Annotated in this window: 15 protein-coding genes; 4 read left to right on the top strand and 11 right to left on the bottom strand. The window is 66.4% G+C overall.

Annotated features, from left to right (window positions below):
- Nucleotides 1–42: 42 nt before the first annotated feature.
- Nucleotides 43–1347 carry an adenylosuccinate lyase gene (gene purB, locus H0I76_RS06985; RefSeq protein WP_200608817.1) on the bottom strand — a complete coding sequence of 435 codons (1305 nt, stop codon included), beginning with the start codon at nt 1345–1347 and terminating at the stop codon, nt 43–45.
- 58 nt (nt 1348–1405) lie between these two features.
- Between purB and H0I76_RS06980 the strand changes: the two genes are divergently transcribed.
- The gene (locus tag H0I76_RS06980) at nt 1406–1978 is read left to right on the top strand and encodes a DUF6314 family protein (RefSeq protein ID WP_200608659.1); all 573 of its coding nucleotides are present in this window, start codon (nt 1406–1408) and stop codon (nt 1976–1978) included.
- A 51-nt stretch (nt 1979–2029) separates the two neighbouring features.
- On the opposite strand, the gene H0I76_RS06975 is transcribed toward H0I76_RS06980, so the two are convergent.
- Nucleotides 2030–3544: a GGDEF domain-containing protein gene (locus H0I76_RS06975; RefSeq protein WP_200608657.1), complete on the bottom strand. Its 1515-nt coding sequence runs from the start codon at nt 3542–3544 to the stop codon at nt 2030–2032.
- Here H0I76_RS06975 and H0I76_RS06970 point away from each other — a divergent pair.
- Nucleotides 3543–4139 carry a PDC sensor domain-containing protein gene (locus H0I76_RS06970; protein ID WP_200608655.1) on the top strand — a complete coding sequence of 199 codons (597 nt, stop codon included), beginning with the start codon at nt 3543–3545 and terminating at the stop codon, nt 4137–4139. The two genes, H0I76_RS06975 and H0I76_RS06970, sit on opposite strands and share 2 nt — an antisense overlap.
- A 39-nt stretch (nt 4140–4178) precedes the next feature.
- Here H0I76_RS06970 and H0I76_RS06965 read toward each other — a convergent pair whose 3' ends face one another.
- The 4 genes from H0I76_RS06965 to H0I76_RS06950 all read right to left on the bottom strand — a co-directional run bounded on the left by H0I76_RS06965 (nt 4179) and on the right by H0I76_RS06950 (nt 7535).
- Entirely contained in the window at nt 4179–4979 is an 801-nt protein-coding gene (locus H0I76_RS06965) for an arginyltransferase (protein WP_200608653.1), read from the bottom strand.
- Nucleotides 4980–5096: 117 nt separating this feature from the next.
- On the bottom strand, nt 5097–5546 hold the full coding sequence (locus tag H0I76_RS06960; RefSeq protein WP_200608651.1) for an RDD family protein: 450 nt from the start codon (nt 5544–5546) through the stop codon (nt 5097–5099).
- 74 nt (nt 5547–5620) lie between these two features.
- Nucleotides 5621–6514, bottom strand: a complete 894-nt coding sequence (gene ppk2, locus H0I76_RS06955) for a polyphosphate kinase 2 (RefSeq protein WP_200608649.1) — start codon at nt 6512–6514, stop codon at nt 5621–5623.
- A 40-nt stretch (nt 6515–6554) separates the two neighbouring features.
- On the bottom strand, nt 6555–7535 hold the full coding sequence (locus H0I76_RS06950) for an alpha/beta fold hydrolase (RefSeq protein WP_200608647.1): 981 nt from the start codon (nt 7533–7535) through the stop codon (nt 6555–6557).
- A 145-nt stretch (nt 7536–7680) separates the two neighbouring features.
- Here H0I76_RS06950 and H0I76_RS06945 point away from each other — a divergent pair, with 145 nt between their 5' ends.
- Nucleotides 7681–8046 (top strand): truncated hemoglobin, encoded by a 366-nt coding sequence (locus H0I76_RS06945; protein WP_200608646.1) that lies wholly within the window; start codon nt 7681–7683, stop codon nt 8044–8046.
- Nucleotides 8046–9104: an adenylate/guanylate cyclase domain-containing protein gene (locus tag H0I76_RS06940; protein WP_200608643.1), complete on the top strand. Its 1059-nt coding sequence runs from the start codon at nt 8046–8048 to the stop codon at nt 9102–9104. The genes H0I76_RS06945 and H0I76_RS06940 overlap by 1 nt, the downstream gene beginning before the upstream one ends.
- A gap of 6 nt (nt 9105–9110) precedes the next feature.
- On the opposite strand, the gene metA is transcribed toward H0I76_RS06940, so the two are convergent.
- From metA to H0I76_RS06915, 5 genes are all read right to left on the bottom strand, one after another.
- Nucleotides 9111–10040: a homoserine O-acetyltransferase MetA gene (metA, locus tag H0I76_RS06935; protein WP_200608815.1), complete on the bottom strand. Its 930-nt coding sequence runs from the start codon at nt 10038–10040 to the stop codon at nt 9111–9113.
- 104 nt (nt 10041–10144) lie between these two features.
- The gene (locus H0I76_RS06930) at nt 10145–11008 is read right to left on the bottom strand and encodes a polysaccharide deacetylase family protein (RefSeq protein WP_200608641.1); all 864 of its coding nucleotides are present in this window, start codon (nt 11006–11008) and stop codon (nt 10145–10147) included.
- A 63-nt stretch (nt 11009–11071) separates the two neighbouring features.
- Complete coding sequence (locus tag H0I76_RS06925) at nt 11072–11413, bottom strand: TraR/DksA family transcriptional regulator (protein ID WP_200608638.1); 342 nt, start codon at nt 11411–11413, stop codon at nt 11072–11074.
- Between the two features lie 165 nt (nt 11414–11578).
- Complete coding sequence (gene ppa, locus H0I76_RS06920) at nt 11579–12112, bottom strand: inorganic diphosphatase (protein ID WP_200608636.1); 534 nt, start codon at nt 12110–12112, stop codon at nt 11579–11581.
- Nucleotides 12113–12285: 173 nt separating this feature from the next.
- Nucleotides 12286–14268 (bottom strand): sodium-translocating pyrophosphatase, encoded by a 1983-nt coding sequence (locus H0I76_RS06915; RefSeq protein WP_200608634.1) that lies wholly within the window; start codon nt 14266–14268, stop codon nt 12286–12288.
- Between the last annotated feature and the right edge of the window lie 80 nt (nt 14269–14348).

Below are 14348 nucleotides of genomic sequence, written 5' to 3'. Positions count from 1 at the left end.
AGCGCGGGCATCGGCCCGCAGCCTGACCCTGGGGCGGAAAGGTCAAGAATCCCCGAACACCCGCGCGAAGATCGTGTCGACATGCTTGGTGTGGTAGCCGAGGTCGAACTTCTCCTCGATCTCGGCATCGCTCAGCGCCGCGCGGACCTCCGGGTCGGCCTTGAGCTCGGCCATGAAGTCGGCGCCCTGTTCCCAGACCTTCATGGCGTTGCGCTGGACCAGCCGGTAGGAATCCTCGCGGCTCACGCCCTTCTGCGTCAGCGCCAGCAGCACCCGCTGCGAGTGGACGAGGCCACGGAACTTGTCGAGGTTGCGCGCCATGTTGTCGGGATAGACGACCAGCTTGTCGATCACGCCCGTCAGGCGCACGAGCGCGAAGTCCAGCGTCACCGTTGCATCGGGGCCGATCATGCGCTCGACCGAGGAATGCGAGATGTCCCGCTCGTGCCACAGCGCCACGTTCTCCATCGCCGGGAGGGCATAAGCGCGCACCATCCGGGCCAGTCCCGTGAGGTTCTCCGTGAGCACCGGGTTGCGCTTGTGCGGCATCGCCGAGGAGCCCTTCTGGCCGGGGCTGAAATATTCCTCCGCCTCGAGAACCTCCGTGCGCTGCAGGTGTCGGATCTCGGTGGCGAGCCGCTCGATCGATGAGGCGATGACGCCAAGCGTGGCGAAGAACATCGCGTGGCGGTCGCGAGGGATAACCTGGGTCGAGACGGGCTCGGGCCGCAGGCCCATGGCCTTGGCGACGTGCTCCTCGACGCGCGGGTCGATGTTGGCGAAGGTTCCGACCGCACCCGAGATCGCGCAGGTCGCGACCTCGGTCCGCGCGGCGACGAGGCGGTCGCGGTTGCGCTCCATCTCGGCATAGGCCTGTGCCATCTTCAGGCCGAAGGTCACCGGCTCGGCATGGATGCCGTGGCTGCGGCCGATGCAGACCGTGTCCTTGTGCTCGAAGGCACGGCGCTTGAGCGCGGCGAGGAGCGCGTCCATGTCCTTGATCAGGATATCGGCGGCGCGCGTGAGCTGGACGTTGAGGCAGGTATCGAGCACGTCCGACGAGGTCATGCCCTGGTGCACGAAGCGCGCCTCCGGCCCCACGAACTCGGCCAGGTGCGTGAGGAAGGCGATCACATCGTGCTTGACCTCGCGCTCGATCTCGTCGATCCGCGCGACGTCGAAGTCCACGTCCTTCGCCTTCCAGACGGCCTCGGCCGCGGATTTCGGGATCACGCCGAGCTGTGCCTGCGCGTCGCAGGCGTGGGCCTCGATCTCGAACCAGATGCGGAAGCGGGTCGCCGGCTCCCAGATCGCGGTCATTTCAGGGCGGGAATAGCGCGGAATCATCTTTGGCCGGTCCTCGACGACATTGCGGGGGATGCGCGGCGTGGGGTAGCAGACGGCCATGAGCGAGGCAACCGGACTGGCGACCGCCGCCTATTTCCTTGGACGCTGGCAGATGGTTCGTCTGATCGACGACCATGTTGCGGGGGCGTTCGGCGAATTCTGGGGTGAGGCGGAATTCACGGCCGCGCCGGCGGCCGAGGGTCTGCGTGACGCCTCTCGCGACCCGTCATCGTCTGGTGCCGGTCCCGGGCCGATCGACTGGCCGCCGTCGCCGCGCGGGCCCGCGAGCGGGCCGGGCAACGCATCTGGGCCGCCGGATGCGGGGCCGGACGAGGTTCTGGTCTGCAGCGAGAGTGGCGTCCTTCGTTTCGCGGGGCGCGACTTTGCTGCGGGCCGGACGACCTTCTGGGGCTTTGCCTCCGATGGTGCGATCCATGTCGCCTATGACGACGGGCGTCCTTTCCATTCGTTTCGGCTTGCCGCGCCGCAGGGGCTGCACCTGTGCGGAGCGGATCGCTACGAGGTGAATTATTCTTTTGCAGCCGAGAGCTGGACCAGCCACTGGATCGTTGCAGGGCCGCGAAAAGACTACACCATGACAACGCGCTATTGCCGGATCGACCCTCGGTAACGCCTCGTGATCTGGCCGCACGCCACGGTGGGCGAGGCTTTGCCGGGGCTGTCAGACCGCGCGCATTCCTCTCACGATGGCTGGCGCCATCTTTGGATAGTGCACATCGAGGAAAACCTGTGCGTCCGGGTGAAACCGGAAGAGGCCCCGCCCCTCGGCCTTGGCGGCATAGAGGGCTGCGTCGGCCTGGCTAAGCAAACGCTCCGGTTCCGCATCGAGCGGCGGAGACAGCGCGATGCCGACAGATGCGCCGAGCGTGCAGGAGACTGCATCGACCTCGATCGGCTGGCTCAGGATCTGCGTCAATCGCCGCGCAAGGTTCGCGAGCCCGCGCGGATTGCGTGCCTCGGTCGCGACCACGACAAATTCGTCCCCGCCGATGCGGCCAAGAAAATCGGCGCGGCGGATGACCGACGACATGCGTCGGGCGACGGCCACCAGGACCGAATCGCCCACCGCATGTCCGAAGCGGTCATTGATCTGCTTGAACCCATCGAGATCGATCTGGAGGACGGCTACCATCTCACCGCTGCGGCTTGCCGCCGCCAGGGTCCGGCGCAGATGCTCCTCGACGTAGCGGCGGTTCGGAAGTCCCGTCAGATGGTCGTGCAGCGCCGAATGGGCAAGCTGCTCGCGCGCTTCCTCGAGCGCACGGGTGACGCGCATCACTTCGCTCAGGAGGGGCCGCAGGATCGCGACGGCGACCACCCCCACCGCGGCGAGGACAGAAAGGAGCCCGACCGCCTCCATCCGCTCGGCCCGGGCGCCGGCATGCCCTGCCGCCTCGGCCGCGCGTGTTGCCGCGGCGTCGAGGTTCGCGAGCGCGTCGATCGCCTGCGCGCGCAGAACGGTGCCGGTCGAAGTCGGCGAAGCGCCGGGCTGCGCCGCGCTCAGCGCAAGCGATGATGCGGCAAGCTCAGCCAGTTGCGCCGCCGCCGGACCGGGCAGTCTGCTCGACAAATCCTCCAGTTCCGCGGTGGTGTTCCGCAATCTCTCGCGCAGGTCCGCTGCGCCGGCCCCGGTCATCTCGCTAGCAAGCAATGCCACGCGGGCGACGAGGCTTCCCGCGCGGTCGAGCGTTGCGTGCTCGGACAGCCTTGCGCGCTCGTCGGCGTCGAGCATCGAGCCGGCGGCGAAACTGATGACATGCACGCCTGCGATCAGCGCGAGGGCCGCGGCAAAGCCGCGGACCATTCGGCGCGATAGTTGCGATGCGTGCATCATGCGAGAATCCCGACCGGATCGGCGTCGCAGGCTACGATCAATCTCTTTACGAAAGATGACCCGGGCCTCCGGCAGCCCCGGCGCCTTCATCACGCCCGCGCGCCGCCTGAAACAGACCAAAATGTCGACAGATGTTTTGAAGATGCGTAGGATCCGTTGCGAGGGAGACGCTGGGAAGATGACAAAGTCGGAAGATGCGGGAGTCCATCCCGTCGCGTTCGAGTCTCTGACGGCAAGCACGGCAGGCGATCGGCGCCCGGCAACCCGGTCGGCTCCTCCGGGGCGCGGTGCGGACAAGTCCGCTGCAAGCCGTGCGGGAAGCTTGTTGCTGGAGCCGATCATGAAAGCATCGACCGCCGCCGCGCTCGCGGTTCTTCTCCTCGGAACATCGGGCGCAATGGCGCAGAGTGTTCCGGACTTCGCAGACGACGTGAAGCGCGTTGCCGAGGGCGACCTTCAGACGTGGATCACCGATCCGGTCATCGTCTACGCGCTCAACGAGCAAAATGAGAAGAACGACGGCATCCGCGCCGGCAAGATCAAGTTCCTCGACGAGACATGGATTGCCGAGAACGGCCGGGGCCCGATGATTTTCGACCTCCTCGACCGGCAGGCTTCGGTCATCGTTCGCGATCGGCGCGAACTGTCCAACGGGGTGATCACCGAGATCATCGTGATGGACAAATACGGGCTTAACGTCGCGATCAGCGATCCGACCTCTGATTATTACCAGGGCGACGAGGCGAAGTACCAGGAGACCTTCCTGAAGGGGCCTGGCGCGGTGCATGTCAGCGAGATCGAGTTCGACGACAGCACCCAGAAATACCAGACGCAGGTGAGCATGACGGTGGTCGATCCCGCTTCGGGCGAGCCGATCGGCGCGGTCACCTTTGGTATCGACCTCGACGTGCTCAAGGCGCAGCGCCCCAGTCAGTGACGCGCACGGCAAATTCTGGTGAGCCCGAAGCTCGGCGGGTCAGTCGACCAACGGGTCGCGCGATGCCGTGAAGCGCGCGGCGCGCCATGTGCGGAACTCGTCGACGCTCGGGAAACGGCGCCAGTTGGTGCCGTCGCACAGTTCGAACGGGCGATACCCGACCTTGTAGTGCATCTTCGGGCTCTCGGAGACCCAGTAGCCCAGGTAGACGAAGGGCAGCCCCATCTCTCGCGCCAGGTTGATATGGTCGAGGATCATGTAGCTGCCGAGGCTTCGCGCCGTCTCGCCGGGCTCGAAGAACGAGTAGACCATCGACAGGCCGTCGGCGAGGATGTCGGACAAGCACGCCGCCAACAGTGACGTGGCGCCGCTCGCGGGATCCGGCCGGCAATACTCGACCACGGTCGAGTTGACGGGTGTCTCATCCACCATCGACGCGTAGTCGAAGGCGTCCATATCCGCCATGCCTCCATCGGCGTGGCGACTGTCGAGATAGCGCCGGAACAGGCGAAACTGCGTCTCGGTCGCCCACGCCTCGCAGGTGCGGCGCTCGAGGTCGGCATTGCGTGAAATCGTGCGGCGCTGGGCGCGTGACGGCCGGAAGGCGTCGACCGGGATGCGGATCGACATGCAGGCCGAGCATCCGACGCAGGCAGGGCGGTAGATCACCGACTGCGAGCGGCGAAAGCCACGCAGCGACAGCGCGTTGTTCACCGCCACCGCGTTCGTGCCCTGCAGGGTCGTGAAGACCTTCCGCTCCTCTCGCCCGCTCAGGTAGGCGCAGGGCTGGGGCGCGGTGAGATAGAATTGTGCCTTCAGTGCGCTTTCGTGGTGCGACATCGGTACCCGATCCGAGCCATTCCTCCGCCTCCCACGATAACATCGAATGACGCGCTGTCATCGGCGGAAATCCACGGCGGCAAGCCAGAAATCCGGAGTGTGGCTTTGCGCCGGGGCTTACTCGGGCCTGTTGATCATGGCCGTGCCCAGCGGCAGGTCGTGCAGCATCTGGCGGCGTGGATTGAACACCATCAGCGCGGCCCCGATGAGCAGCAGAATTGGAATGAATAGGGTCGCGAGGAAGGCGAGCGTGTGCACCGCGGCGAGCGGCCCGTCCAGACGTGCGCCGGTCGGCCCGCGCAGCTCGATGCCCGCAAGCAACATGCCCAGCGTGGCCGAGCGCTCGCGCAACATGGTGAACCGGTAGAGGAACGCGACGAGCGCGAATGCCGGCGGCATCGCGAGAAAGCCGACCCCGAGGGTAAGGACCCCCAGCAGCGCGATGACCATGCCCACGGCGGACATGATCACCAGCGTCACGATCGTGTCGACCACGAAGGCAAAGAATCGCCGAAGCGGCACGCCGGCGTAGAATTGCGGGTCGCGGTCGGGATCGGGAAGTCCCATGCGGGGTCCTTGCGCCTGGGGTTCTGGGGAGGCTGATGTGGCCACGTCTTGCGGCGCGATCAAGGCCTGACCCGTCAGCTTTCCCCTGCAGGCATGATCTCGGGACCCGCCACGATCGCGGAGTCGGGACGTTGGGCGACGTCCTTGTCGCGGTGCTCGTACTCGATGGCGCTCAGCACGACCTGCTGGGTCGCGATCCGCGCCCGGCGCTTGTCATCGGCGCGCACGACGTGCCAGGGCGCATGAACACTGTGGGTGTGGCGGAACATGTCCGTGATCGCCACCGAGTAGTCATTCCACCTGCGCAAGCCCTCGACATCGATCGTCGAGAGCTTCCACTGCTTCAGCGGGTCGGCCTCGCGCGCCAGCATCCGGCGCATCTGCTCGGCGCGGCTCACCGTCAGCCATATCTTGAAGAACCGGATGCCGTCCTTCACCAGCATGTGCTCGAACTCGTTGACCTGCTCGTAGAAGAGCGCGCGCTCCTCGTCGCTGGAAAAGCCGAAGACGCGCTCGACGACCGCGCGGTTGTACCAGCTGCGATCGAACAGCACGATCTCGCCGGGGCCGGGCAGGTGCTGGATGTAGCGCTGGAAGTACCACTGACCGCGTTCGATATCCGAGGGTTTGGAAAGCGCGACCACGCGGGCGCCGCGGGGGTTGAGGTTCTCGGTAAAGCGCTTGATCGAACCGCCCTTGCCGGCGGCATCGCGCCCCTCGAATACCACGGCGATGCGCGCGCCTGACGCGCGGGCCCAGTACTGGAGTTTCACCAGCTCGATCTGGAGCTCGGCCATCCTCTTCTCGTAGGCCTTGCTGTCCATTCGACTCTCGTGCGGGTAGCTGTCCGCGAGGATCTCGCCCTTCTTCGCATCCCTGATGCGCCGGCGCAGCGGCGCCGGAAAACCATCGCCGTAATAGGCCGAAATGGCACCATCGAATGGCTTGGCGAAAACCTCGTCACCCATCCTTTTCCCTCGCGCTCAGCTTCCGTGTCGGACCACGAGCCTAGGCGCGGCGGGCGTCCGCGTCGAGGGTGCCGTCGGTTCGCGACGCGGCTTCAATGCGTGCAATCGCCTCGATCAGGGTGCCGGGCGCGGCATGATGGGCCATGTGGCCGACGTCATCGAGCAGTGTCAGGCGAGCCCGTGGCAACGCCTTGGACAGGGCAATCGACTGGCGTTCGGGATCGATGAAATCCTCCTGCCCGTGGATCACCTCGACCGGCATGGCCAGGTCACCGTATCCGGGCGCCATTCGGCGCAGCGCCGCGTTGAGGGCGGCGATGTCGTCGGCGTTGGCCGCGAGCGTCGCCTTGCGCAGGGCCAGCGGCGCGCCGACATAATCGAGGTAACCCTCTGGCGGCTGCTGCGGCCGGAAGACGCGGTCGATGAAACGCTCGATCCCGCCGTCTTCCGCGACGGATTTCATGTACTCGGTATAGAGCCAGGCCACTGCGCCAGACATCCCGAGCGCTTCGAACACCCGCGCAACGCCGGTGTAGGGCATCGTGACGCCCGAGACCGAGGCGATGCCCGTCGTCTCGGCCGGGGCGTCCATCGCCCAGGCCATCGCAAGCGCGCCGCCCCAGCTATGGCCGACCACCACGGGCCGTTCGGCGCCCAGCTTCTGCGAGGCCGCGCGCAGGATCGCGGCCTGGACGGACGGGTCGGCAGCATCATCGGTTTGCGGCCGGTCGGAATACCCGAACCCGGGACGGTCGAAGGCGATGACGCGGTGCGTCTGCGCGATCTCGGGCGCGATCGAGAAGGTCCAGTCGCGCAGGTTGCCGCTGGCACCGTGAACCAGGACCACGGGCGTGCCCGAGCGCGGCCCCGACTGCCAGGCATGGATCCGCAGCCCCTCGACCTCGACGAAATCGCCGATCGGGGGAAAGGCGCGCTCGGCCGCGTCCGTGGCATACGGCGGCGCACAGCCCGACACGAGGGCCGTTGCGCAGGCACCTGCCATGAATTCGCGTCGGCGCATCTGGCTCTCCGTCAACTCACCGATCCCAACTAGGGTCTCCGGGCTGCCGTGCAAGGGCTCCGGGGGATCGCGCTTGGCTTTCGCAAGCATCAAGGATTATTGTTTTCCGGGCTCCCAATGTCTCGGCGAGCTTGCGGGAGACTGCATGTCCAAGACGCTCTACGAAAAATGCGGTGGCTTCCGAACTGTCAGTCGTGTCGTCATGACATTCTACGACAAGGCTTTGGAGTCGGACCAGATCGGCGACTATTTCGAGTCGGTCGACATGAAGCGCCTGATCGATCACCAGACGAAGTTCATCTCTGCAATCCTGGGCGGGCCCGCGTCCTATTCGGACGAGCGGCTGCGGCAGGTCCATGCCCCCCTGGATCTTAGCCATGCCGATTACGACGAGATGGCGCGGCTCCTGGCCGAAGCCCTGGGCGAGCATGGCTTTGCACCCGGCGACATCCAACTGGTGATGTCCGAGATCGAGGCGCGGCGGGCGCCCATCGTGACCAAGGGCGATTGATGAGCATCACGGCGATCAACGAGCGCCTGCTGCGTGCCATCGGGGTGGGCGTTGCGATCGCGCGCGAGCGGGACCTCAAGCTCATCTTCCACAATGGCGCCTTTGCCGAGTGGTTCGGCGAGCCCGCGGCCGGAACGGACGCCGTCGAGGCGCTTCCCGGCCTCGACCCCGCCGCATTGCGTGCCTCGATCGCCGAGGCAGGCCGCTTCGATGGCGAGATCACGATCAAGCCCAAGCGCCGGACCCTGTCGATCGCGCTGGCCGTGTCGCCCGCGGAAGCGGAGGGCGAGCGCCTGTTGGTCATCGAGTGCCAAAACGTCACCCGTATCCGTGAGCTCGAGTCGATGATCGACAGCTATTCGAGCATGGTCGAGCGCAACACGCGTGAGCTCGAGCGCGAGAAGGAGCGGGTCGAGCGCCTGCTGCTCAACATCATGCCGCGCTCGGTCTACGAGGAGTTCAAGAGCTTTGGCGTGGTCACGCCCCAGCTCTACCCGTCGGTCTCGGTCCTGATGCTCGATTTCGTAGGGTTTACCGCCTTTGCGGCGCAAACCGATCCCACGGTGACGCTGCACGAGCTCAACGACGTGTTCACCGCCTTCGATCGCATTTCGGAACAATACGGGTGCGAGCGCATCAAGACCATCGGCGACGCCTACATGGCGGTGGCGGGGATGCCCGAGCCTTCTCCCGATCACGCCCGCGCCGTCACGCAATGCGCGATCCGCTTCATCCGCTATCTCGAGCGCCGCAACCAGAGCCACCCGCACAAGTGGGAGGCGCGGATCGGTCTGGGCACTGGCGCGGCGGTCGGCTCGGTCGTGGGCATCCAGAAATATGTCTACGACGTTTTTGGCCCCGCGGTGAACATGGCGGCGCGGCTTCAGGCCTTTGCCAGCCCGATGTCGATCGTGGCGCCGGACGAGATGAAAACCGCCCTCATCGACGACTTCTCGCTGACCGATCTCGGCATGCACGAGATCCGCGGTCTCGGCGAGATGCGGCTGATGCGCGTCGGTCCCGGCGCCGAGACCGCGCGGCGTCATACGACGGTTTGACCGCGCTCAGCGGTCCGCGATGCCGCCGATGTTCGCCAGGTCGTAGGGCGTGCTCTGGTAGACCTCGTTGATCCAGTTGCCGAACAGCAGATGCGCATGGCTGCGCCAGCGGTTCTCGGGCGCGCGGGTCGGGTCGTTGTTCGGGAAGTAGTTCACCGGAACGTCGATCGGCTCGCCCCGCGCGGCATCGCGGTCGTATTCTTCCTTGAGCGAGGTCGTGTCGTACTCGATGTGGTTGAACATGTAGAGCGCGCGGTGCTCGGGATCCTCGATTAGGCAGGGACCGGTCTCGGGAGCGCTCATGAGCACTTGCAGCCCGGCATCGGTCGGCAGCTCGGCCTCGCGGATCTCGGTCCAGCGGCTCACGGGAATGATGAAGTCGTCCGAGAAGCCGCGCAGATAGGGCGAGCCGGGCGATCGGTTGAAGTGGCGGAAACACCCGAACGCCTTCTTTGCCAGCGCATGCTTCGCGACGCCATGGAAGTGGTGCAGCATCGCCTGCGCGCCCCAGCAGATCGCGAAGGTCGAATGCACGTTGACCTGCGTCCATTCGAAGATGCGGCTCAGCTCGGCCCAGTAGGTGACCTTCTCGAAGTCCAGCAGCTCGATCGGCGCGCCGGTGATGATCAGCCCGTCGAACTTGCGATCCTCGACGTCCGAGAAGGGGTGGTAGAACGCGTCCATGTGCTCGGGTGCGGTGTTCTTCGAGCGGTGCTCGGACATCCGGATCAGCGTGAGCTCGATCTGCAGCGGCGTCGACCCGATCAGTCGCGCGAACTGTGTTTCGGTGCGCGCCTTGTTCGGCATCAGGTTGAGCAGCGCAATCTGCAGCGGCCGGATGTCCTGCCTGAGCGCGGTCTCCTCCGACATGACCATCACGCCCTCGGCGCGCAGCACGTCGTGGGCGGGCAGCTCGGCGGGCATCTTGATCGGCATCTGCAGGGGTCCGTTCACTCAGGCGTATCGGGGAGGGCGATACATAGGGGCAGTCGGCCCCCCCGCGCAACCTCGCAGGGCCGCCGCCTGCTCTTCGCTGCCGCTCAGTCTTGCCGCTCCAGCGCCGTGGCGATAAGGCGGTCGAAGTCGTCGGGCGTCTGCACCGCGGCGATCTCGGCCGCCTCGACGCTGACGCCCCAGTTGCGCGCGATGGCCGCATAGCGCGGCACGCGATGCGCCAGCAGGCGCCTGAAACCCCAGGCGATGAAGTGATCGGGATCGACCGCGCATTCCTCGACACCCATCTCGTCGAGATAGCGCGCCCACGACGCCCTGAGAAAGTCCTCGGGGTAGTACATCGGCTTCGGCGCCTTCTCGAAGCGGCGCACGAGCTCGCTCTCTAGCGCGTCGGTGCCGCGGATCTGCACCAGCAGCACGCAGTCCGAAAGCGCGGTCAGGACCGGGTCGGCGGGGTCCTCGGGATCCACCACCTCGCAGATCGAGCCGCCCGTGTCGCACATGAAATGCGCATAGCCGTAGATGTCCCGCGCCTTTTCAATGAAGCGCTGCGTGTCCTGCAGTGCGGCGATCTCGGCCTCGCGGTGCTGGCGCTGGCGCTTGACGTATTCCTCGAAGGGGATGCCGCCCTTTTCGGGGTTTCCGGGCTTGCCGAGATAGGTCGAGAGCGGCGCGAGGTTCTGGAACGAGATGTTCGAGGCGATGTAGATCGAGTCCGAGCGCAGCAGCTGGCGCAGGAACGGGTTGCGCATCGCCTCGCGCTTGAAATTGTCGACGATGTGCTCGCCCATGTAGCGCGTGCCGATGCGGAAATCGATCGAGTAGTGGAACCAGTCGGCTTCCGCGCGCAGCATCGCGGCGATCCGGGTCTTGCCAAGGCCGGACATGCCGAAAAGCGCCACGGCCTTCTGCGGCGCGCCCAGATACTCTTCAGCCGTCCGGTAGATCATGGCTCACCCCCGCTGCGATGGGCATGTCTCTAGCGACAGGCGCGGGCCTTGCCAAGCGCCGCCTCAGCGGCCGCCGGCGCAGTCGACGCAGAATGGGGCGGCGGGGTCGAGGCGCAGGCGCTTCTCGCCGATCTCTTCGTCGCAATCGAGGCACCAGCCGTAGTCGCCAGTATCGATCCGTGCCAGCGCGGCATCGATCCGCCGGATCTCGGCCGAGCGCCGGCGCGACTGCTCGAGCGCCATGGCCTGCACCTGCAGCGCGTCCATTCGGCTGAGCCGGCCGACCGATTGCTGATCGAGCTCGACCGGGGCGCGGTCGGCCTCGGTCGAGGCCTCGGCGGCGACGAACTCGTCGCGGCGCGCGGTAAGGATCGACCGAAATTCCTCGATCTTGGCGTCATTCATCATCGGCATCCCACTGGCACGAGCGTCAGTGGATCAGCCCCGGGCACAGGACGCAAGCCACAGGACCCAGGCTTCTCGTGACGCAAGACGGGCGCGAAAACGCGAACACCCCAGCGCGGGCCGGGGTGTCCACGAAGTTCGGAGCGTCAGGGCGCTCGGGGAGGCTTACGCCTCCGCCTTGTAGCGCTCGATCGCCTCGACGATCATTTCCTTCGCGCGCGCCGCGTCACCCCAGGACTCGACCTTCACCCACTTTCCGGGCTCGAGATCCTTGTAGTGCTCGAAGAAGTGGTTGATCTGATCGCGCGTAATCTCGGGCAGGTCGCTGAAGTCCTGCACCTTCTCCCAGCGGCGGGTGATCTTGGTCGTGGGCACGGCGACGACTTTCTCGTCCTTGCCCTTCTCGTCTTCCATCACCAGCACGCCGATCGGGCGGCAGCTGATCACGCAGCCAGGCACCAGCGGGCGCGTGTTCGCGATCAGCACGTCGATCGGATCGCCGTCTTCCGACAGGGTGTGGGGCACGAAGCCGTAGTTCCCGGGATAACGCATCGGCGTGTACAGGAAGCGGTCGACGAACAGCGTGCCCGATTCCTTGTCCAGCTCGTACTTGATCGGCTCGCCGCCGACCGGCACCTCGATGATGACGTTGACTTCTTCCGGGGGGTTCTTGCCGGTGGGGATGGCGTCGATTCTCATGTGTTCTGTCCTGATCCGCGGTTTCGGGCCGGTCGCCGGCGCTTATAGGCGCGGCGGAATCACGCTGCAATGCACAATTGGGTCGCATGCCGAGCATGCCAGCGCGCGCGGCGTCACCTTGAAAATGCACGAGGCCCGGGCGCGAGCCCGGGCCCCCTTTCGCTTGCGCCGTGTCAGAGCAGCGGCGCGATCACCAGGCTCACGATGGCCATCACGTTGATCAGGATGTTCATCGAGGGCCCCGAGGTGTCCTTGAACGGGTCGCCCACGGTATCGCCGACGACGACGGCGGCGTGCGTGGGGCTGCCCTTGCCGCCAAGGTTGCCCTTCTCGACATGCTTCTTGGCGTTGTCCCAGGCCCCGCCCGCGTTGGCCATCATCAGCGCCATCAGCACGCAGCCCAGAAGGCCGCCGGCCAGCATGCCGCCAAGCGCCTCGGGGCTGATCAGGAAGCCCACCAGCGGCGGCGCAAGGACGGCGATCGTGCCCGGCAGCATCATGCGCTTGAGGGCGGCCTGGGTGGCGATGTCGACGCATTTCGCGGTGTCGGGCTCGGCCTTGCCCTCGAGCAGTCCCGGGATCTCGCGGAACTGGCGGCGGATCTCGTTGATCATGTCGAAGGCCGCATCGCCCACCGCCGTCATGGTAAGCGAGGCAATCAGCAGCGGGATGGTGCCGCCGATGAAGAGGCCGACGATCACCTGCGGGTCCGAGAGTTCGAGATCGAAGCCGTCCTTGTGGTGCGACACCGTCTCGACGAAGGCGGCGATGATCGCCAGCGCGGCCAGCGCCGCCGCGCCGATGGCGAAGCCCTTGCCGATCGCCGCGGTGGTGTTGCCCAGCTCGTCCAGCGAGTCGGTGATCTCGCGCACCTCCTTGCCCATGCCCCCCATCTCGGCGATGCCGCCGGCGTTGTCGGCGACCGGTCCATACGCGTCGATGGCCATCGTGATACCGACCGTCGAGAGCATGCCGACCGCCGCGATGCCGACGCCGTAGAGCCCGGCGAGCCAGGTCGAGACGAACACGATCCCGGCGATGGCAAGGAGCGGCAGCACCACCGACTGCATGCCGACCGCGAGCCCGGTGATCATCACCGTGGCCGGACCGGTCTCGCCCGAGCGGGCGATTTTCACCACCGGCGCGCCACCGGTGTAGTACTCGGTGACGAGCCCGACGATCACGCCGCCGACGGCGCCCGCGACCACCGCGAGCCAGATCTCGGTTCCCAGGCCCATGGCCTTGATGACCACGAAGGCGAGCGCGACGAAGATCAGCGGCGCGCCAAGCGTGCCGGTCCTCAGCGCCGCGGCCGGCGCCTGGTCGGACCGCTTGCGCACCACGAAGATCATGGCGATCGACGAGATCAGGCCCACGCTCGCCAGCACAAGCGGCAGGATCAGCAACTCGGCCTGCCCGGTGACGCCGGTCATGGTAGCGGCGATGGCGATGGTCGCGATCATCGCGCCGCAATAGGATTCGAAGATGTCCGAGCCCATGCCCGCCACGTCGCCGACATTGTCGCCCACGTTGTCGGCGATCACGCCCGGGTTGCGGGGATCGTCCTCGGGGATGCCGGCCTCGACCTTGCCGACGAGGTCGGCGCCGACATCGGCGCTCTTGGTGTAGATGCCGCCGCCGACGCGCGAGAAGAGCGCCACGCTCGACGCGCCCACGCCGAAGCCCTCGAGCGAATGCACCTCGCCGCCGAGGAACCAGAACAGGCCGCCAAGGCCGATCAGGCCCAGCGAGGCGACGCACAGGCCCATGATCGAGCCGCCGAAGAAGGCGACGGTCAGCGCGCTTGCCGCGCCTTCGCCCTTGGCCGCCGTCGCGGTGCGCACGTTCGCCTTCGTCGCCGCGTACATGCCGAGCCAGCCGGCGATCGAGGACGACAGCGCCCCCGTCACGACCGCGATCGCAGTGCTCGCGCCGAGGAACATCCAGGCCAGCGCGACGATCACCGCCACGAAGACCACGAGGATCGAGTACTCGCGTTTCATGAAGACCATTGCGCCCAGATGGATCTGGTCGGCGATCTTCTTGATGCTCGCCTCGCCCTCGGGATACTTCATCACCATGGTGTAGAGGAGGTAGGCAAAGCCCAGCCCGACGGCGCCAAGAAGCGGCGGCAGGGCCATGAGTGAGGAGGCCATGATCGTCCCTTGCTGTTGTTTCGTCCCGGTCTTGCGGTGATTTTGGTCGCGAAGCGGCCCAGGGTCGGCTGCTCGCCCGG

The sequence above is a fragment of the Thermohalobaculum xanthum genome (assembly GCF_016623495.1).
Lineage (GTDB): Bacteria > Pseudomonadota > Alphaproteobacteria > Rhodobacterales > Rhodobacteraceae > Thermohalobaculum > Thermohalobaculum xanthum.
The sequence above is the reverse complement of the archived record's forward strand: the minus strand, read 5'-3'. Positions and strand labels throughout refer to the sequence as shown.